Below are 19,291 nucleotides of genomic sequence, written 5' to 3'. Positions count from 1 at the left end.
TTGTATATTTAATACATTCAATTTTCTAACTAAAACCGAACCCATGATACGTCAAAATTTTCTTGTTTGTCTGCTGTTTTTATTACTGATTAACAGTTGCAAGGAAAAACCTTCTTCAACAGATTCAAAAGCAGAAACTGAAGAAGAATTGGTGGCAAGAGCCCTTGAAATTCATAAAAAGGTGCTCACTTTAGATACCCATGCTGATACACCGCTTCGTATGATCGAACCGGGCTTTGATATGGCCGAACGCCATGACCCTAATGAAACAGGTTCGAAAGTTGATTATCCGAGAATGAAAGAGGGCGATTTAGATGCAATCTTTTTTGCTGCTTTTGTAGCTCAAGATATTCGGGATGATGATGGTAATACAAGAGCAAAAGCACTTTGTCTTCAAATGCTTGACTCTGTGATAGCGTCCACAAAAAGAAACGCTGATATTGTTGGCTTGGCCCTCAACCCTGATGACGCGTATGCATTAGAAAAAGAAGGGAAAAGAGCTATTTATATGGGTATTGAAAATGGGTATCCTATTGGGAAAGAACTGTCTAATGTAGAAGAATACTATAACAAAGGGGTACGCTATATTACCCTTGTACACTCGTCAAATAATGATTTAGCCGATTCTGCTACCGATCCCAATGGTACCGAACATGGTGGAATTAGCGAATTTGGTTCGAAAGTGGTTGGCGAAATGAATCGTCTGGGCATTATGGTTGATGTCTCTCATGGCAATGACAGTGTGTTTTATGATGCCATTAGATTATCAAAAGCCCCAATCATTGCTAGTCACTCAAACGCTCGATCAATAACAAAGCATGAGCGTAATATGACTGATGAAATGTTGAAATTGATGGCAGAAAACGGAGGTGTGGTTCAACTAACAATGTTAGCTACCTACCTTCGAGACACTCCTCCTAATGCCGAACGTGATTCGGCAATGGCAGCACTTCGTGCTAATATGAAACCTATAAGTGAAATGACTGATGAAGAGCGTGCTAGCCTTCGTAAATCTTTTCAAGCACTTAATGAAAAGTATCCCAACCCTCCAGCAACAGTTGAACATGTAGCCGATCATATTGATCATATTGTAAAAGTAGCAGGAATTGACCACGTAGGTATTGGTTGTGACTTCGATGGCGGTGGCGGAATCGAAGGCGTTTTTGACGCCAGTGAAGTAATGAACATCACTATTGAACTAGTAAGACGAGGGTATACTGAACAGCAAATTGAAAAAATATGGGGCGGTAATTTAATTCGTGTTTTTAAGGAAGTTCAGGCTACTGCTAAACAACTACAAGCTGATCAGTCCTAACATACACTTACTAATTCTTTGAGATGTTGGTTAGACTATGTGCTGTTTTATGTTTTCTACTATTTGCTGATCCAGCTAATGCGCATCCTTTGCGGTTATCATTATGTGAAGTAGAATATGAATCTGACAAAAAGGTACTTACTATTAATCTGAAGTTATTTTTGACTGATGTGAACGAAGCTATCGTCTTCGATCCTGATAGCAACGAACTTGCCTTTTGCCAACCGAACGAAGCAGCTAAAGCAAACCAACTGCTCATGAACTATGTCAATCGTTTTTTCTATATAAAAGCAAACGGAAAACGCATTAACCTCAGCATAAAAAGGAAGAAGTTGAGCGGTGAAGGCCAGAACACAGCGTTGTGGGTTTATTTTGAATATGAGCAGTCCTTACCATTGAAATCTTTAGAGATTAAAAATGCGGTTTTTACCGATTTGTTCTTTGATCAAAACAACATTGTATACGTACATGTAAACGGGAAATCTAAAAGCATGATGCTTAATAAAAAGACTGCTGTTCATCATCTGAAATTCTAAAATGGATCCTATAAATTTTTATTTAAAACTAGGTTTTGAGCACCTCGCAAATTTGCAAGCCTATGACCACATCCTTTTTTTGGTAGCCTTATGTGCGGTGTACAGAATAGAACAGTGGAGAAAAATACTCGTCTTGGTTACTGCGTTCACCATAGGACATAGCATTACTCTTGCTTTAGTGTCTTTAGATATTTTCTCAATTCCTTCAAATATCATTAAGTTCTTGATTCCACTTACGATATTGCTAACCGCGCTTCATAATGTAATCAGTAAATCTACGGCAGAAAGATCGATAAAAATGAAGGGGAATTATTTAATGGCATTGTTTTTTGGATTGATTCACGGGATGGATTTTTCAAACTACTTTAAAGCACTGATTATGAATAATGAAGATATCATCGTCCCGCTTTTAGGTTTTAATATTGGTATCGAATTAGGCCAATTGTTAATTGTAGTTTTTATTGTGGGTATTGCGTTTCTATTTCTCAATATCTTAAAAGTAAAGCACCGTGAATGGAATCTTTTTATTTCTGGTGCAGCAGCCGGCATGTCGTTAATTTCGATGTTAGAAAATAGTTTTTGGTAATTAGCAGTTAGCACAAATTCCTTTAATAATTGTTTGCACATTATTGGTCTTAAATCCCTTAGGAACTTCAAACTGAAGCGAAGCCAGTTTTTTCATGCAATACACCGTGTTACATTGTTCACAAACAAAATGAGCATGTTCATTACCTTGTTTGGGAGATGGCCCAAATGCATATTTTGATACACCGGTATGGTCATTAATACGGTGTATAATTCCTGCTTGTTCAAAACTGGTTAAATTACGATACAAGGTAGATTTATCAATTTCATTCGATAAAGATCCTTGTAAGTCATTATAGGATTGCGCATGGGCGACATTCATAAATTGTTGTAATAATGCAACACGGATTTTTGTTTTTTTCAATCCATTTAACGCCAACAATTCATTATGGTCTTTACCCATTTTTCAAATCAATTAATTAAAACTAAATGCATCTGCATTTTCAATTCGGTAATAACTTTTATTGGGGTCATCACCGTTTAAACGGAATATTCCTTTCACGATAATTAAATCATCCATTTCAAAAGAAGGTTTTTTTTCGAACGATAAGTCAATCACCGTTTCAAGGCCACCATTTCCGCAGAAAAAACAGGAGGCCATTGGATTTTTAGACAGTAAATAAACGGCCTGTTTAGTGTCAATTAATAAAAAATATCCGGTAATAGAAACCTCTTTGCCGTCTAATATTTTAAGATCTGGCACAAATGTCGCCTTTCTAAATTCGGGAAGCATGGTATTTGTTAGTGCGGTTTTGAAGACGATCCCATCCGACAGATCAGACCAATCCAAAACAGCCTGTGCTTTGGTCACAGATACTATCAATACTAATATTATAAGAAGGTATCGCTTCATAGTTTCAATCGATAATCTCTAACAGCAAGCATAGAGGGATTAAAAAAATCTTGATTATGCCTTAAGTCATTTACTTCACTAACTCTCCATCAGCATTTTTCAGTATATAGTTACAATGGTCTACATCATCCGCATTGAGATCAAATATGCCTGTAACTATAACAATTTGATCAGTTTTAAAAGGTGGTTTTTCTTTAAACTGTACCTCAATAATTGTCTCAGGACCTGCAGCTCCGCAAAAAAAGCAGGATGCCATTGGCTTTTGAGAGACTAAAAATACGTCACCTCCACTAGAAATATCTAAAAAATACCCCTTTATTTTAATCGGTTTTCCTTTATACGATTTTATGTAATTACCAAATGTAGGTACCAAAAAATTGGTGTCATACTTCTCATTATATTCCGATTTAAAGGTAACATCTGTTAAATCTTTCCATGTTAATTGCACTTGCGCTGTTGCATGAAAATCTATAAAGATTATCAGTAAGAAGGTAAAAATTGTTTTAAGCATCAGATAAGGTTTTAGCAACATTTAATTTAAAAATTGAACGGGATGCTAGTAAGGTCGCTATAGCAGCCAATATCACTATAAACACCAGCAAATAAAGTTCTAAAAGTTCAAGACCATTAATTTGTAAGGCATACCCGTAGGTGGCTTGTATATATTGAGAAACGACTACGAGCCCTAATCGTCCCAAAAACCATCCAGCTATAAAACCGAAAAAAGCTAACATCGCTCCTTCTAAAAGGGCTAACATCAGAAGTTGCGAGGTATGAAAACCATAGGTTCTCAATAAGGCTAGTTCCTGTTTTCTTTCGCGAATGGTTTTTAAAAGGCTAATAAATATGCTTAAGCCAGAAACTAAAAGAATAGCTATTGCAATACCATTGATTGTCTTAGCACCAGAGCCCAATAAGGCAACTAAACGTTGTACTTCGAAACCAGGTAATGCTGCTTGCATTGATGTGTTTTCATTAATGAATCTAGGCAGTTGTACCATTGCCATGGGATTTTTAAACTTCACGAGTAATGACGTAATCTCTTTTTCTTCATGATGTTCATGATCTTCCTCCTCATGTGCCGCTGCATCCTCGTGCTCGTGAGCCTCCCATATACTTTCTAAATTCGTAATAAGCAATTGGTCTATTACGGTATTCGTGGGCTTCAAAATGCCTTTAATTACAAAAGGATGATCTTCATGTGATTCAATACCCGCATCAGCTAAACCATGTGAGCTTATAAAATTGTCTCCTATTTTTAATCCTAATTTTCTGGCTACCTGACTTCCTGCAACCACTTCAAAAGATTTGGCAAATAATCTTCCTTCTGACAATTGCGCCTCATATTGATCAATATATAAAGCTTCAGTTCCTAAAATGCGAAACCCTTTGTAATTATCTCCGTAAGAAACAGGAATGGCTGTTTTGACGAAAGGATGTTTCTGCAAGGTTGCGACTTCATTTAATGGTATGTTCCCTGTAGGAGTATCAATATGAAGTACCGAAGACAATACAAGTTGTAAGGGACTCCCTTTTGCCCCAACCACCATATCAAATGGAGCGATATTTTTGTTTAACTGCCCCCCTACTTGTCGACTCAGCTGTAAAACAAATGTTACTAACGACACACTCAATGACAACAGCAGCAGACTCAAAGCTAAGTTGAGTGGTTTAGAAACCATATTTTTGAATGCCAAATAACCCAGTTTCATAAGCTAATCTGATTTTGAAAATGAGACTTTACCCTTTGGTCATGCGTAATAATTAATAGGCTACTTTGGCATATATTGGCTTCTTCTTTAAGAAGATCGATCACTTTTGCACAATTCTCATCATCTAAGTTAGAGGTGGGCTCATCAGCAAAAATAATCTTCGGTCTGTGAATCAACCCCATTGCAATACTTAGACGTTGCTGCTGGCCTTGACTCAATGCGGTAACTTTTTTATGAAGATGTTCAGAAAGACCCAACCTTTCTAGAAGTTCGTGCTTTCTATTCGCATCTATAGCGTTCTTAGAAGCACCTTCTCGTAATCGAAGGTTGTCAGACACATTTAGCGATTTAATAAAATGATATTGCTGAAAGATGATTCCAATGTGTTCGCCTCTAAATGCGTCTAATTCATTACGGGTTAATTCATTTAAAGAAACGTCATTTATAGCTACAGTTCCATTTAACGAAGGCAAAAGACCCGCCATCATGTATAAGAGTGTAGTCTTTCCTACCCCAGATGGTCCAAGTACCAACAAATGTTCTCCAGGTGTTAGTGCAATATCCGGAAATGACAATTTCTTACCGTCTTCATAGGTGTAAGAAAGGCTGGATGTTTTAACCATCTAAATGTTTTTTCAAAAATAAAATAAATTTAAATGCAACTTAGTTGCATTTGCAAAAAATGAATACCTTTGTGCTCTTATTTATGAGAGTTTTAAGAGTGCTTTCATGCTAAAACCTAAATTGCTTTTTCATGACCAACTTGGTAATTGTTAAGGATAAATCTGATATCATTGGCGGAATCGCCAGTACGCTGTGTTTTCTTCACTGTATAATGACCCCGTTTCTATTTGCGGCACAGGCTGGTCTTGTAATCGAAGAGGCGTCTCACCCTTGGTGGTGGGGTACAATTGATTTAGCATTTCTCATGATCTCTTTTTTTGCTGTGTATTGGTCTGCTAAGAACACTGCCAAAGAATGGATCAAATATGTCTTTTGGAGCCAGTGGATGTTGTTGGCGATCATTATCATTAACGAAAAACTACACATAATGCATCTGGCGGAGGAGGTTATTTATCTGCCTACCATCGCTTTAATAGGACTGCATTTTTACAATCGTCATTTCTGTCGTTGTGAAAAGGAAAATTGTTGCGCCGAGATTAACAAATAAAAGTTGTATTCATGGATGAATCTGAAATAGATATACTTGGTGATAATCACATTGCCACATCGGTAGATACCCCTATGAGGGAAGATGCATTTGTACATACCGATGATGAAAAAATAAAGAATATTCAATTTCATTTTTCCAAGATAATGGAAGAGTTGGGGTTGGATTTAACAGATGAAAGCTTATCTGGTACACCATACCGTTTTGCAAAAATGTATGTTAAAGAGCTGTTCTACGGATTAAATCCTAAAAACAGACCAAAAGTTTCTACTTTTCCCAATACCTACGGATATCAACGAATGTTGGTGGAAAAGGACATTAACATAGACTCCTCTTGCGAACATCATTTTTTACCAATAACAGGATACGCACACGTAGGTTACATTCCAAAAGATAAAGTTGTTGGGCTGTCAAAGATTAACCGTTTGGTTGATTATTATGCACACAAACCTCAAGTTCAAGAGCGACTTTGTCTTCAAATTTTGAAGGACCTACAACAAACATTAGACACCGAAGATGTCATTGTTGTAATACATGCAAAGCATTTATGCGTTTCTTCAAGAGGCATTAAAGATAAAGAGAGTGCTACCACCACTTTTGACTATGGAGGCGTTTTTGCTGATGAGGCCAAACGTGCTGAGTTTTTCAATCTATTAAAAAAAGATCACAGCAGTAATCGTTAAAAAAAGTAGCGTCGTATTTCTCATCATAATTTTCTGTACTTTTGATCGGAATTGATAATCCTTTTTACCAATAATCTTAAAAAAATATTGCATTAGCATTTAGGAAATTACCCTGATGGGCAAAAATGTATTTACTCATATCATTGCTTTATTTTTTGCAGCAGCCTTTCTTGTTCCGACTGCGGTAAAATTGCATACGCTAAGTCATTCATCAGCAGATGACGCTATTTCCTGTGACCTTTGCGATATTCAGGCACATGCTTATGAGTTAGATTTAATTGGGAATGAAGGCTCTTATACAGAAAAAGAACAGTTTATAGTTCCTGATTCATTTGTAGTCGTAACCGAATACAATAGCCCACAAGAAAAAATTGTATCTCCCACAACGGTTAACAACAAACCGCCCCCTAGCTCTTAGGGAACCATACCATTTATTTGAAATACTGACTATCGGAATCTGCTTTCGAATAGTTGCTATTGTGCTTTGTTTATCTATTTGCGTAAAAAGTTAAATCGTATAGCGTTGATGCTATTCGTACTTTCTTTTTACCCCATCTGCATCATAGATCATGGTATCTCCCTTAAATCCATTTTGTTATTCGGTTGAACCCGAATTTTTAATACGAATTATCAATCTTATTTAGTAAGCAAATGCTCGAAGCAAGAAACCTTACCAAAACATATGGTAAGCAGGAAGCCTTAAGTCAACTTAATCTATCGGTAGACAAGGGTGAAATTTTTTGTTTGCTTGGCCAAAATGGTGCAGGTAAAACAACCACAATCAATCTTTTTTTAGGCTTAATAGCACCCACAAGTGGTGAAGCATTGGTAAATGGTGTTACGGTAAAATCAAATAACAATAAAACCACCAATATGATCGCCTACATCCCCGAGGTGGTCCAACTGTATGGAAACCTTTCAGGAATAGAAAATCTAAACTTCTTTAGTCGTTTAGCAGGATTTAAATATTCCCATGCAGCATTATCTGAATTTCTATTAAAAGCAGGATTACAAGAGACTGCTCACAACAATAAATTGTCTTCTTATTCAAAAGGAATGCGCCAAAAAGTGGGCATTGCCATCGCACTTTCAAAAAACGCAGATTATATTTTTATGGATGAGCCAATCTCTGGTTTAGACCCCAAGGCAACCTTAGAATTCACAAAAATCTGCAAAGAACTCAGTAGCGAAGGTAAAGCTATCTTCATGGCAACTCACGACATTTTTAATGCTGTAAATGTGGGGACTACCATTGGTATTATGAAAGAAGGAAAACTCGTTCATACCTCAAGTACCGAAACTATCAATGCAAGCGAATTGCAAGATTTATATCTAAAAACCATTTAATAAAAATGAATATTTCTAAATTACTAACAACCATTTTTTTATTAGTCACCAGCGTCGTATCCTTCGCACAGGTGCAAGTAACAGGAACCGTAGTCGATGACCAAAATGTTCCTATAATTGGGGCCACCGTTCTCTTAAAAAGTACAACGAACAACTTTGGAAAGCTTACTGATGATTCAGGCCAATTTGAAATCGAAGCACCGGAAGGAAGCTATGCCATCGAGATTCGATATTTAGGATTTAAACCCTACAAAAATACCATTGAAGTGAGCAGTTCAGGTTTTGATGTTGGCACTATTGAACTAAAAGAAGGAGATGAGCAATTGCAAAACGTCGAAGTTATTGGTCGAGCTCGAACGGATTATAACAGTGATTATTCGTTTTCTGCCACTAAAATAGCAATCAAGAACAAAGAGTTACCGCAAGCCGTAGCCACAGTAACCAAAGAACTTATCGACGACCGTTTGGCATTTCAATTACCAGATGCTGTTAAAACGGTAAGTAGTGTTGCCCTTACAGGTCTTTACAATCATTATAACATACGTGGTATCACGCAGGCTGATGATGGGCAGGTAGTTAACGGCATGCGTACGCGCCAATATTATTTCCTACAACCAATAACATCTCACTTAGAACGTGTTGAAGTTATTAAAGGCCCATCTTCCGTAACCTTTTCTAGTGCAGACCCAGGAGGTACTGTTAATATGGTGACTAAAAAACCACTAACAGAAAAGCGTAGCGAAGTTTCTTTGACGACAGGAAGTTTCGGAACGTTGAGAGCGACAGGTGACTTTACGGGGCCTCTAAACGAGTCGAAAACCCTGTTATATCGCTTTAATGCTGCTTTTCAAGAGGCCGATTCTTTTAGAGATGTAGTAAACAACAATGCTATTTTGATTGCACCATCTTTCAGTTACATCCCTAATGATAACACTTCGCTAAATGTAGAAATGGTTTACAGCAATGCAGAAGGGAATTTAGATAGAGGTCAACCTATTTTTGACACAGGTGCCAATTATGATATTAACAGTACCCCTATTACCCGTAATGTAGGAGCATCTAGTGATCATTATAAAAATAAAGAGCTGATGCTTATGGCTAGCTTTAACAAAAAGTTTACTGAAAACTTTGGTTTTACCGCACAATATATGAAGCAAACTTGGGATGAAGATTTGGCCGAGCATAGAGTGGAAACCAACGCGGTTGATATTGACGGTAATGACGTTCCTAGTTTGATTAGACTGAGATATGACGAAAGACAACAGTTTTGGGAAACCGATAATTTTAGTGGTTATTTTAATTATGACATTAAAAAAGGCAACATTACCAACAAATTATTAGTTGGTTATGATGCAACACGCTGGGAGCGAAAAACAGGAGCAGGTTTTCTTAGAGCTAGAAGGTATTCAAGACTTGATGGTGGACAATCTAATTTCAACCCAGATAATGCGGCCGATTTTCAGCAAATCGTTGTTGATGGTGTAACATTTCCTGCTCCATCTGCTGCTTTTTTCGATTTGAATAATCCTTTTAACGGGGCTAGAGATACAAGAAATTACAATATTGCTGAGTTGAGTATTCCTGCAAACTTAAATACCTCAAATGGCATCTATATTCAAAATCAATTTAAGGTTGGAAAATTCTCTGCATTAGTAAACTTACGATATGAGTGGTTTACCGATATTTTTGATTACAAAAGTAGTAATGAAGAAGAATTTGATACTAGCGCTTTTGTACCGAGACTTGGTTTAACCTATGAAGTTACCAACGAAATTAGTGCATACGCAACGTATTTAGGAGGTTTTCAACCACATACTAATACCGTATCATTATCACCTACTGCAGAAGGGTTTTTCTGGGCAGCTTCTCCAGCTAGATTCGATCCTTTAGAAAGTAGCTTGGTAGAAGTGGGTGCAAAAGCAGAATTTTTAAATGGAAAAGTATTTGCTAATCTGGCTGTCTTTAGAGTTACACAAAAAAATATTTTGCTTGGGGACACCTATGATCTAGATAACTTAACTACAAGAGGAGAGCAACAAAGTACTGGTTTTGAAGCGGATATTTCTGGCTATATTTCACCTAATTTTCAAGTCACAGCATCTTATGGCTATAATGATGCAACCATAGAAGAAGATGCCATTCAAGAATTTATTGGAGAACGAATCGGTGGCGCTCCTGAACACAGTGCCAATTTTTGGACGAGATACGATTTTAACCCCGGCTCAGCATTAAAAGGAGTTGGAGTTGGTTTAGGCGTTCAATATGTAGATGAGCGATTTACATGGTACAATCCAACATATGATACTAATAGAGTATTATTACCATCATACACAGTGATGGAGGGTGCTATTTATTACAAGCCAACATTTACAAATATGCAGCTAACCCTAAAAGTGAATAACTTATTAAATGAAACATATTGGTTGGGTGGTTTGAACCCTTCTAGACTAGGGCCAGGTGCTCCGAGAAATGTGTTATTAAATGCAACCTATAAATTTTAAATAATGAAATGGGCAAATGTTCGGTTGTTTGCATTGCACTTTTGGAGCAATGCAACAGCGCCGAGAACTTTTTATCTCTTATACTCAATTTTTATACTGCTAACAGCCTATGCGGCTGTTAGTGGTATTCAAAATCATAGTACTCAAAACGAGATACGTCAAGAGCATCAGGTAAAGGCAAGGCAAAGTTGGGAAGCAAATCCTGATAAGCATCCGCACCGAATGGCCCATTTTGGCACTTTTGCTTTTAGAATAAGTCAGCCACTAAGTATGTTTGATTATGGCATTGAAAGCTTTACTGGAAATGCTGTTTTCTTAGAAGCACACAGACAAAATAGTGTCAACTTTTCTGAAGCTACATTTTCAACCGGAGCCCTGCGGTTTGGAGAATTAAGCCTAGCGCTATTGTTACAATTAGTACTGCCGTTAATCTTATTTTTCATTGGCTTTTCGGCTGTTGCTGCCGATAAAGAAAATGGCACACTTAAAATATTATTATCTCAAGGAGCGAGTTGGAAGGAAATTCTATTTGGCAAATCTATCGGACTTTTTATAATCGCCATGTTATTTTGCCTTCCTATTTTGGCAATTGTCATCATCGCTCCTTTAATAATAAACACTGCTGCTTTAGGCGAAGGTTATTGGTTACGGTTGTTATTTATTTTAATAGGATACATTGCTTTTTTATTTATAATAGCTTCCATCACCATTTCAGTATCTGCACAAAGTGGTAACGCTAAAAATGCGCTATTACGATTATTAGGTATTTGGCTATTGCTAGTAGTATTGATGCCAAAATCTGCTCAGGCAATGGGTAACTATTGGTATCCAACACCGACAAAGTTGGCTTTTCAGTCGGGTATTGAAAAGGAAGAAATTAAAAAAGGAGATAGCCATAATCCTGAAGATCCATATTACAACAATTTAAGAGACTCTGTTTTTGCTGTACATGGGGTAGATAAAATTACGGACTTACCATTTAATTATGGCGGATTCATCATGCGAGAAGGCGAAAAAATCACTTCTGGTTTATACAAAAAACACCATGCTGATTTAGTCTCTGTTTATGAAAAACAAAATGATATTACCCAATATACTTCTTTAGTAAATCCGTTTACTGCGATCAAACAGCTTTCGATGATCATGTCTGGCACTGATTTTTCATCCTATATCGACTTCCAAAACCAAGCTGATGATTATCGCTATACGTTATCTCAAACCATGAACGAACTACAAATGGAGTACATCAGTCCTAAAAAAGCTGGCGGCTCTGAAGGAAAAACCCACGTAGTCGATCATGAACATTGGGAAGAATTTGAAGATTTTAAACATCAACCAATGGCGTTTAAAAATTCATTTAAGTCAGCCATGCCCGCGATTGTATCCATTTTACTATGGACTTTTCTAGCATTTTGGTTGTTGGCTTTCACTTCAAAAAAGGCAAAAGCGCTATGACGAAATACAAACTATTGCTTTTACAATGCATTCGATCTAAAGAAATATGGATTAGTTTGTTATTGATCACAATCTTAGGTGTTGTCGGTATTATTATAGGCAACAAACATTTACAAAAACAACAAGATGCCATTGCCGAGGTAAAAATTTACCAAAAAGCCCATTTTGATAGGCAGGTTTCACTACATAATGAAGATTTGGGCTTATTATTATACTATACCAAATTTGGCTTTATTAATACTCTGAATCCGTTGTCGGGCCTATCTATAGGCCAATCAGATGTAAACCCGACCGTAAAACGTATTACCATCAAAACTTTTGAAGCGCAAAAGTTTGACACTGATTTGGTAAACCCGATGAATCTACAATCGGGTAATCTCGACCTTTCCTTTGTGATAATTTATCTATTTCCGCTCTTGGTAATTGTATTAGCATTTAATGTTGTTTCAGAAGAAACCGAAACCGGTACCTGGCGGTTAGTAGCCATTCAAGCACGGTCAAAACTAGGGTTTATCATCGATAAATTATTAGTGCGAGCTGTCTTATTATTGGTTGTACTATTGGTGCTTTTTTTAGTTGCTATGGTGGTTATGAGCCTTTCATTGAATACGGCATTTGTAAGCATGTTTGCACTTGCCCTAGCCTATATTTTATTTTGGTTTACGCTTAGCTATTTTGTTATCACTTTTAAAAAATCATCAGGATTCAATGCATTATTACTACTATCAGTTTGGTTGGTTTTAATCATCTTATTACCTGCGGGAATTAACGCCTTCATCGCAAATAAATATCCCTTACCCGAAGCCTTATCGACAACTATTGCTCAGCGCGATGGTTACCATATAAAATGGGATACCGATAAGCGGGAAACCATCGAAAAGTTTTATACGCATTATCCGCAGTATAAAAAATACGGTTATCCTACCGATGGCTTTAATTGGTTATGGTATTATGCCATGCAACAAATGGGTGATGATGACTCAAAATCAGAACGTGAATCTTTAGCCGAAAAAATCGAACTGCGTGAAAACGCTAGTAAGCAAATTGCAACACTAATACCAAACATGCATTTGCAACTAGCATTTAATGAACTTGCCGGAACCAGTATGAGTCAGCATATGAATTATTTAGATGCTACTGATGGCTTTCATGAAAAATTGAGGCTGTTTTTCTACCCTAAAATTTTTGAAGACCACCATGCTGATACGATTAACTGGAATACGTTTCAGCCTGAGTATTATGAATCAAAAGTAGTTTCAAAAGTAGGGTTTACCCTTCTACCTGTCCTATTTGCTTCATTACTGATGATGGTACTTTCCATTCCAAAAACTAGGAAATTATAATTTCAATAAGGCAAGTTTGCTACCTTTAAAGAACTGAATTAATTTAAGACTATGAAGCAAAAATTAATAATACTGTTCTTTGTTGGTATGACTACAGTAATAGTTGCTCAAAATCAATTTGAACGAGCTTTCAATGAAGTAAAAAGGCCGTCGAAAACAAGTATGAAAGTTGAGTTTACCGACGAGCAAAACAATCGTACTTTTTTGCCAATATCAATATTAAAAGGTAAAGAAAAGGGTCCTGTTTTTACTATTGTTGCTGGGGTACATGGATATGAATATCCGCCAATAGTAGCCACTCAAAAACTGTTACAGGAGATTGATATTCATAAGATAAAGGGTACTTTAATTATTATTCCTATTGCTAACACCGGTTCATTTTACACCAGAACTCCCTTTATGAATCCACAGGATAAAGTCAATTTAAATAATGCTTTCCCTGGTAAGGCCAGTGGGACTGTAACGTATAAAATTGCCCATTATATTACGGAATATGTCATTCCTAAAAGCGATATTTTTGTAGATATACATGGTGGTGACGCTTCTGAAGATTTACTTCCTTTTGTATGCTACTATGACAACAAAAATTATCCTGAGCAAACTAAAAAGGCTAAACGTTTATCAGAAATCAGCGGATTTGATCACGTAGTTTCGTACGCTTATACGTTAAAAGAATACGATCCGGCAAAATATGTTTTCAAACAAGCATGTAAAGATGGTAAAGTGGCTTTGAGTTATGAGAGTGGTAAGTTGGGTAATGTACAAGAAGAGGCGGTCAGCTTAATTAAAAACGGCGTTTTTCGCATGCTGTATGAAATGGAAATGTATCCTAAAGTGGTTGAAGCAGCGAAAAACAAAATCACCTATTTAAACAATCAAAAATACATTCGTTCGGACATCCAAGGTATTTTTTACAGTGATTTTAAAGCCGGGGACTTCGTTAAAAAAGGAGAAAAAGTAGGGCATATTACAAATGAATTCGGAGTGGTGATTTCAGCATTTAATGCACCAGTTTCTGGCACTATTTTGTACAAAATCGCAACCCCACCAGTGAATATCGATGATACTATCATGTGTATTAGTTATAGAGAATGAGATAAAATCTTGTCTTTTTAAATTTCGTTTTTCACCTTCTGCCAAAACAAATAATATTCACATTTGATGCATGCACTTTCAACTAGTCTATTCTGTTTTTCTGATCCTCAATACCGCCTTTTCGTTCTTTGATTTTCTTTACCTCCTTGTTCCCAAAAGTATATTGAACGTAGAAGTTAATATTACGACTATCGCTACCACCAGTACCCACTATTTGAAGATTTGGAAATTGGGTAACCCCGCGCCAAGGAATAGTATATAAAACATCATTTCCTGTTAGCTTGAAATTCCAATTCTTCCAAGATTTTTGCAACGCGATATTGAGTGATCCTATACTTTGGGTCTCATAAGTGCCCCCCCAAATAGAAGGACTGCTATACCACCCGCTTATTTCAATTCTAAACTTTTTAGGCAGTTTAAATGTATTTTGGGCATAGAATCCAAAAGTTGCTTGCGAGTTCGAAATGAAAGAAGGGTCAGTTGCTGTAAAAACGTTATAGGTACCATAAACATTAGCGTAGGCACTCCACTTTGAGTTTATTTTAAAAGGATAAGAGATACTCATATTATAAACCTCATTATCAGCAACATTTCTGGTAATGATGAAGTTTCGGTTTTCACCTTCAACCTCGGTTACTTGAGCAAAAAAATCAGAAACATAAGAGTAACTTAAACTTGTTGTCAAGGTGTACTTATAAGTATGTGATATCTTAATGTTATCAGTGTATTGAGGTTGTAAAAATGGATTCCCTTTCCGAAAACTCAATTCATCCAATTGAAATTCAAACGGATTCAAGGATTGATAGTTTGGTCGTTGTATTCTGCGACTATAGGTTAATGCTAATGAATTTTTCTGGTTGACTTGAAAGGTTAGTCCGGCAGATGGAAATAAATCAGTATAATCTAACTTAATAGTTTCATTAGCCGTATTATTGATTGTTGTCAGATCTCCTTCCGAATCTGTCGTTTCAGAACGTAAACCGAATTGCAATTTCAGCTTTTTAAACGCAACATTATATTTAAAATATGCAGCATATATCTTTTCATTGTATTCAAATTGATTACTGCGATCCACGTTTAATACGGAATTTCTGTTGATCACATCGAAAAAATCAAATTGATTATCAGTGATAACCTGTGATACCTTAGCCCCTAGTTCTATAGTGCCTTTGCCCAAGTTTTGACCGTAGTCAATTCGTCCGGCATAAATAGAAATATCAGTAGGAGTATCTTGTTCGGTAATAACTTCGTTTAATGGGTCCCCTTCCGGTGTTACATAAAAATTTGGTTGATTATTAAAACGCTCCCTTTTGTATTTTCCAAAATCAAAATCTGTACTGAAACTCACCCCTGATGTATCTTTATAGCGGTAATTTACATTTGCTGTAAAATTTTGAGTATCGTTACTAGAACTATTTGGTGCCCTTAAGATGCTATCGATCAAATTTGTGCTTCGGTCAACAATTGGTGTTCGGCTATTTGATCTGGATTCAGCGTTGTTTAAATTAAGACTAATAACAGCTCCAAGGGTATGCTTATCAGATGCATAATAATCTCCTCCAATTCGGATATTATTAGAAAAACTATCGTACTCTGAGTCAGTTTGCGCATCAAAAATTTTATCTCCTTGAGTTCTAAACAGATTGATAAAACCCGTAGATCGCCCAAAATAGTTGGAATAACTACCATAAAGGTTCCATTTTTTTAAACGGCTGGTCAGCGACAACGAGTTATTAGTTCGTGCAAAATCTCCAACCGTAACTGTGCTTGAAACACTTCCACGGGTGCCGATTCCTTTTTCTCTTTTTAATACGATGTTAATTATTCCCGCATTCCCTTCAGCGTCAAAACGGGAAGAAGGTTGAGTAATAATCTCGATGGATTCAATCGTATCAGCTTGCAGCGACTGTAAATAGGCAGTTAAATCATCGCCCCTTAAATAACTTTGCCTTCCATCAATATATATTAGGACACCTGTTTTTCCTTCCACAACGATGTTATTCTCATTCTCTAAACGCACTCCTGGTGCTTTTCGCATTAACTCTAATCCATTTACTCCAGCACTTCCTATGACACTAGACACATTAAATATCGTTTTGTCCGGAGCTACCTGAATCACCGGTTTTTCGCCTACGACTGTTACTTCATTCAAAGCTTCAACAGAAGGTTGTAATTTGATTGTACCGAGGTTAATATCGCTGGTTGTAAAATCTAGCTGTTTTATTATAGTAGTATATCCAATAAATGAGATTTTGATTTGGTAGCTTCCCACATTAATGTCCGCTATTTTGAAATCTCCTTTTTCATTAGTAGTAGTGGCTTTTATAAGGGTTTCTTTTGCATCCAGTAAAAGCACATTTACATAAGGTAGTGATTCATTTGTTTCTGAAGTAATCATTCCTTGCAACTTAAATGTTGTTTGGTTCTGACCGTAGAGAAGTTGTAACCCCGCAAATAATAGTATTAGTAAATAAAGCCTTTTTGAGTTCATGTCATCGAATTTTGACACAAATATGAAACCTTGTCTTTATTGATAATAACGAAATATGATGAAGTGACCTATGTAACGACGAGTTGTCTTGGGTCAATCTAACGACATATACGGCGACTCATCTGTTAATACCACATATGACTATTTCATAATAGTAGTTTTGTAATGCACAAACAGTTATTATATTACTTAATAAGCTATTTACTGAAAGGCTAATAGTAAATGACTAACTTAAAATTGAGGAGAAAGCAAGAAACAGGCTATTCAAAAAAAGTTTTCGAAATGGGAAAGCCATGGAAATAAGAATAGCTGTTTACTTTACCATTATGGTGTTATTTGATAAAAAGAAATAAATGAAACATACTTTTTTAAGAATACGAATTTCAGAAATCGGGGCATTATTAGGTACTTATTTAGTATTGTCACTTATTTATCACATAACCCTGTATATTAACAGAACAGGGTACAATAATCCAGATGACATTCTATTACACCCCACTTTCTGGTTTGATGATGCCGGCCTGCAATACAGCTTGATGTTTATAGGTACCATAGTAGTTTGGTTTTTTGTGTTTCGGGTATTTCAATCGTGGGTGTTTTGGAAACGGTTATTATTACATTTTATTGGTCTTCCTTTCTTCATTCTATTCTCATGGCAGTTGTACTACTTGGTATGCGAAGCCCTTGGCATGGGACATCTTAGAGGAAGCGGACAAGTTTGGGACATTTACATTCCCACTTTGATTTACCTAGTACAATTTGGGCTTATTCATGCTTATGAATATTATATTATCAATCAACGAAAACTTCAATATGAAATTGAGTTAAAAAACACAGCTTTAAAAAGTGAATTAAGTGCCATCAAGGCGCAGTTAAATCCTCATTTCCTGTACAACGTTTTTAATACAATAAATGCAAGCGTCCCTAAAGAAATGGAAGAAACCCGAGAAATGATTGCCGAATTGTCGGATTTGTTTCGGTATCAATTAAAGGCAAGTAGAGAAGACTTAGTTACTTTGAAAGAGGAGCTTGAATTTGTACAGAAATATCTCAAACTAGAACAGAAAAGATTTGAAGACCGATTACAAATCGAAATTGATATTCCTGATAAATTATTGAATCGAAAAATTCCTCCTATGATTTTACAACCACTCGTTGAAAACGCTGTGAAACATGGAATCTCCCCCTTGGTAAAAGGCGGCAAAATTGATATCAACGTAGCTGAAAAAGATCACAAACTTGTTTTCGAAATATGTGATACTGGAGTGGGTGTGGCGGATAAAAATACTGTATTTAATAAAGGTGTTGGTTTGAGCAATACCCAAAAACGTTTACAAAAAATGTATCATTCCAGTCTAAAATTATCTGATAACGTACCATCCGGACTTAGAATTCAATTTGAATTATGAAAAAAGTAATCATTGTGGATGATGAAAAGTCTGGTCGCACTTTAATAAAGCAGTATCTGGAGGATTATCCTAAGTTGGTTTTAGTTGGAGAAGCCAATAATGGTGTAGATGCCATAAAAATTATTAACGAGTTTAAACCCGATTTGGTTTTTATGGATATTCAAATGCCCGGGTTAACAGGGTTTGATGTATTAGAACACCTAGAAGAACTTCCCATTATTATTTTTAGTACCGCTTACGACAAATATGCCTTACAGGCCTTTAACGTACATGCAGTTGACTACCTTTTAAAACCATACACAAAAGAACGTTTTAGAACTGCTGTTGGTAAACTACAAGATCTTTCACCAAAAGAAATAGCACCTTTAGCGAATGAACATATTCTTTTAAAAAATAAATACCCAGAACGCATCATTGTTGAAAAAGGTAATAAATATGTAACGCTATCAGTAGAAGATGTTTATTTTATTGAGGCATATGGAGATTATTCTAAAATCCATAACAAATCGGAAACGTTTCTAAGTAATAATGGTATTTCAGTATTAGAAAATAAGTTGAGCCCACAACGATTTCTTCGGATTCATCGCAGTACAATTGTCAACATTTCAGCAGTGAATGAAATTGCCAGGTACGGTAAAAGTTATATGCTAATATTGGAAAATAAGCAACAGTTAAAAGTTAGCAGAAGCCATGCTGATAAAATTAAGGCTCTGATGTTATGATTTAATATCGGAAATGAGCATTTATCAATTATTTTTTTCTCATTTGCGCCAATCGTTGTAACACTTTTGACAT

Annotated in this window: 19 protein-coding genes; 13 read left to right on the top strand and 6 right to left on the bottom strand. The window is 36.2% G+C overall.

Features of this window, described 5'->3' with window-relative positions:
- Positions 1–43 precede the first annotated feature (43 nt).
- Genes ABN763_RS04970 through ABN763_RS04960 form a run of 3 tightly spaced genes read left to right on the top strand, consistent with a single transcriptional unit; the run spans position 44 to position 2,437 of the window.
- Positions 44–1,315 carry a dipeptidase gene (locus tag ABN763_RS04970; RefSeq protein WP_410484330.1) on the top strand — a complete coding sequence of 424 codons (1,272 nt, stop codon included), beginning with the start codon at positions 44–46 and terminating at the stop codon, positions 1,313–1,315.
- 23 nt (positions 1,316–1,338) lie between these two features.
- The gene (locus tag ABN763_RS04965) at positions 1,339–1,851 is read left to right on the top strand and encodes a DUF6702 family protein (protein ID WP_410484329.1); all 513 of its coding nucleotides are present in this window, start codon (positions 1,339–1,341) and stop codon (positions 1,849–1,851) included.
- Between the two features lies 1 nt (position 1,852).
- A complete protein-coding gene (locus tag ABN763_RS04960; protein WP_410484328.1) occupies positions 1,853–2,437 on the top strand; it encodes a HupE/UreJ family protein in 585 nt (194 codons plus the stop codon).
- Here the strand turns inward: ABN763_RS04960 and ABN763_RS04955 are convergent, their stop codons facing one another.
- The 5 genes from ABN763_RS04955 to ABN763_RS04935 form a co-directional block, all read right to left on the bottom strand.
- Positions 2,438–2,839: a Fur family transcriptional regulator gene (locus ABN763_RS04955; protein WP_410484327.1), complete on the bottom strand. Its 402-nt coding sequence runs from the start codon at positions 2,837–2,839 to the stop codon at positions 2,438–2,440.
- Between the two features lie 12 nt (positions 2,840–2,851).
- Positions 2,852–3,289 (bottom strand): hypothetical protein, encoded by a 438-nt coding sequence (locus tag ABN763_RS04950; RefSeq protein WP_410484326.1) that lies wholly within the window; start codon positions 3,287–3,289, stop codon positions 2,852–2,854.
- A gap of 70 nt (positions 3,290–3,359) precedes the next feature.
- Positions 3,360–3,800, bottom strand: a complete 441-nt coding sequence (locus ABN763_RS04945; RefSeq protein ID WP_410484325.1) for a hypothetical protein — start codon at positions 3,798–3,800, stop codon at positions 3,360–3,362.
- The gene (locus ABN763_RS04940; protein ID WP_410484324.1) at positions 3,793–5,001 is read right to left on the bottom strand and encodes an ABC transporter permease; all 1,209 of its coding nucleotides are present in this window, start codon (positions 4,999–5,001) and stop codon (positions 3,793–3,795) included. The genes ABN763_RS04945 and ABN763_RS04940 overlap by 8 nt, the downstream gene beginning before the upstream one ends.
- Positions 4,998–5,624 carry an ABC transporter ATP-binding protein gene (locus ABN763_RS04935; protein WP_410484323.1) on the bottom strand — a complete coding sequence of 209 codons (627 nt, stop codon included), beginning with the start codon at positions 5,622–5,624 and terminating at the stop codon, positions 4,998–5,000. The genes ABN763_RS04940 and ABN763_RS04935 overlap by 4 nt, the downstream gene beginning before the upstream one ends.
- A gap of 131 nt (positions 5,625–5,755) precedes the next feature.
- On the opposite strand from ABN763_RS04935, the gene ABN763_RS04930 reads away from it, so the two are divergent.
- From ABN763_RS04930 to ABN763_RS04895, 8 genes are all read left to right on the top strand, one after another.
- Entirely contained in the window at positions 5,756–6,172 is a 417-nt protein-coding gene (locus tag ABN763_RS04930; RefSeq protein WP_410484322.1) for a MerC domain-containing protein, read from the top strand.
- 11 nt (positions 6,173–6,183) lie between these two features.
- On the top strand, positions 6,184–6,855 hold the full coding sequence (gene folE, locus ABN763_RS04925) for a GTP cyclohydrolase I FolE (protein WP_410484321.1): 672 nt from the start codon (positions 6,184–6,186) through the stop codon (positions 6,853–6,855).
- Between the two features lie 115 nt (positions 6,856–6,970).
- Positions 6,971–7,273, top strand: coding sequence for a hypothetical protein (locus ABN763_RS04920; RefSeq protein ID WP_410484320.1), 303 nt, complete (start codon positions 6,971–6,973; stop codon positions 7,271–7,273).
- 233 nt (positions 7,274–7,506) lie between these two features.
- Positions 7,507–8,202, top strand: coding sequence for an ABC transporter ATP-binding protein (locus ABN763_RS04915; RefSeq protein WP_410484319.1), 696 nt, complete (start codon positions 7,507–7,509; stop codon positions 8,200–8,202).
- Positions 8,203–8,207: 5 nt separating this feature from the next.
- Positions 8,208–10,703, top strand: a complete 2,496-nt coding sequence (locus ABN763_RS04910) for a TonB-dependent receptor domain-containing protein (RefSeq protein WP_410484318.1) — start codon at positions 8,208–8,210, stop codon at positions 10,701–10,703.
- A gap of 3 nt (positions 10,704–10,706) precedes the next feature.
- Positions 10,707–12,158 carry a DUF3526 domain-containing protein gene (locus ABN763_RS04905; protein ID WP_410484317.1) on the top strand — a complete coding sequence of 484 codons (1,452 nt, stop codon included), beginning with the start codon at positions 10,707–10,709 and terminating at the stop codon, positions 12,156–12,158.
- Complete coding sequence (locus tag ABN763_RS04900; RefSeq protein WP_410484316.1) at positions 12,155–13,501, top strand: DUF3526 domain-containing protein; 1,347 nt, start codon at positions 12,155–12,157, stop codon at positions 13,499–13,501. Before ABN763_RS04905 ends, ABN763_RS04900 begins: the two co-directional genes overlap by 4 nt.
- A gap of 51 nt (positions 13,502–13,552) precedes the next feature.
- Positions 13,553–14,596 carry a succinylglutamate desuccinylase/aspartoacylase family protein gene (locus tag ABN763_RS04895; protein WP_410484315.1) on the top strand — a complete coding sequence of 348 codons (1,044 nt, stop codon included), beginning with the start codon at positions 13,553–13,555 and terminating at the stop codon, positions 14,594–14,596.
- Between the two features lie 82 nt (positions 14,597–14,678).
- On the opposite strand, the gene ABN763_RS04890 is transcribed toward ABN763_RS04895, so the two are convergent.
- Positions 14,679–17,087 carry a TonB-dependent receptor domain-containing protein gene (locus ABN763_RS04890; protein WP_410484314.1) on the bottom strand — a complete coding sequence of 803 codons (2,409 nt, stop codon included), beginning with the start codon at positions 17,085–17,087 and terminating at the stop codon, positions 14,679–14,681.
- Between the two features lie 353 nt (positions 17,088–17,440).
- Here ABN763_RS04890 and ABN763_RS04885 point away from each other — a divergent pair, with 353 nt between their 5' ends.
- Positions 17,441–18,496 carry a sensor histidine kinase gene (locus ABN763_RS04885; RefSeq protein WP_410484313.1) on the top strand — a complete coding sequence of 352 codons (1,056 nt, stop codon included), beginning with the start codon at positions 17,441–17,443 and terminating at the stop codon, positions 18,494–18,496.
- Complete coding sequence (locus tag ABN763_RS04880; RefSeq protein ID WP_410484312.1) at positions 18,493–19,218, top strand: LytR/AlgR family response regulator transcription factor; 726 nt, start codon at positions 18,493–18,495, stop codon at positions 19,216–19,218. The genes ABN763_RS04885 and ABN763_RS04880 overlap by 4 nt, the downstream gene beginning before the upstream one ends.
- Positions 19,219–19,291 lie beyond the last annotated feature (73 nt).

Origin of the sequence: Spongiivirga sp. MCCC 1A20706 (assembly GCF_046524175.1) — a bacterium.
Taxonomy (GTDB): Bacteria; Bacteroidota; Bacteroidia; order Flavobacteriales; family Flavobacteriaceae; genus Spongiivirga.
This window is presented reverse-complemented; position numbering and strand designations above follow the sequence as displayed.

Bases quoted from the DNA above. Each gene is read 5' to 3' on its own strand.
- ABN763_RS04900 (WP_410484316.1), top strand. From the start codon at position 12,155: ATGACGAAATACAAACTATTGCTTTTACAATGCATTCGATCTAAAGAA.
- ABN763_RS04930 (WP_410484322.1), top strand. From the start codon at position 5,756: ATGACCAACTTGGTAATTGTTAAGGATAAATCTGATATCATTGGCGGA.
- ABN763_RS04965 (WP_410484329.1), top strand. From the start codon at position 1,339: ATGTTGGTTAGACTATGTGCTGTTTTATGTTTTCTACTATTTGCTGAT.
- ABN763_RS04905 (WP_410484317.1), top strand. From the start codon at position 10,707: ATGAAATGGGCAAATGTTCGGTTGTTTGCATTGCACTTTTGGAGCAAT.
- ABN763_RS04915 (WP_410484319.1), top strand. From the start codon at position 7,507: ATGCTCGAAGCAAGAAACCTTACCAAAACATATGGTAAGCAGGAAGCC.
- ABN763_RS04955 (WP_410484327.1), bottom strand. From the start codon at position 2,839: ATGGGTAAAGACCATAATGAATTGTTGGCGTTAAATGGATTGAAAAAA.
- ABN763_RS04940 (WP_410484324.1), bottom strand. From the start codon at position 5,001: ATGAAACTGGGTTATTTGGCATTCAAAAATATGGTTTCTAAACCACTC.
- ABN763_RS04935 (WP_410484323.1), bottom strand. From the start codon at position 5,624: ATGGTTAAAACATCCAGCCTTTCTTACACCTATGAAGACGGTAAGAAA.
- ABN763_RS04950 (WP_410484326.1), bottom strand. From the start codon at position 3,289: ATGAAGCGATACCTTCTTATAATATTAGTATTGATAGTATCTGTGACC.
- ABN763_RS04890 (WP_410484314.1), bottom strand. From the start codon at position 17,087: ATGAACTCAAAAAGGCTTTATTTACTAATACTATTATTTGCGGGGTTA.
- ABN763_RS04945 (WP_410484325.1), bottom strand. From the start codon at position 3,800: ATGCTTAAAACAATTTTTACCTTCTTACTGATAATCTTTATAGATTTT.
- ABN763_RS04895 (WP_410484315.1), top strand. From the start codon at position 13,553: ATGAAGCAAAAATTAATAATACTGTTCTTTGTTGGTATGACTACAGTA.
- ABN763_RS04885 (WP_410484313.1), top strand. From the start codon at position 17,441: ATGAAACATACTTTTTTAAGAATACGAATTTCAGAAATCGGGGCATTA.
- ABN763_RS04880 (WP_410484312.1), top strand. From the start codon at position 18,493: ATGAAAAAAGTAATCATTGTGGATGATGAAAAGTCTGGTCGCACTTTA.
- folE (WP_410484321.1), top strand. From the start codon at position 6,184: ATGGATGAATCTGAAATAGATATACTTGGTGATAATCACATTGCCACA.
- ABN763_RS04970 (WP_410484330.1), top strand. From the start codon at position 44: ATGATACGTCAAAATTTTCTTGTTTGTCTGCTGTTTTTATTACTGATT.
- ABN763_RS04960 (WP_410484328.1), top strand. From the start codon at position 1,853: ATGGATCCTATAAATTTTTATTTAAAACTAGGTTTTGAGCACCTCGCA.
- ABN763_RS04910 (WP_410484318.1), top strand. From the start codon at position 8,208: ATGAATATTTCTAAATTACTAACAACCATTTTTTTATTAGTCACCAGC.
- ABN763_RS04920 (WP_410484320.1), top strand. From the start codon at position 6,971: ATGGGCAAAAATGTATTTACTCATATCATTGCTTTATTTTTTGCAGCA.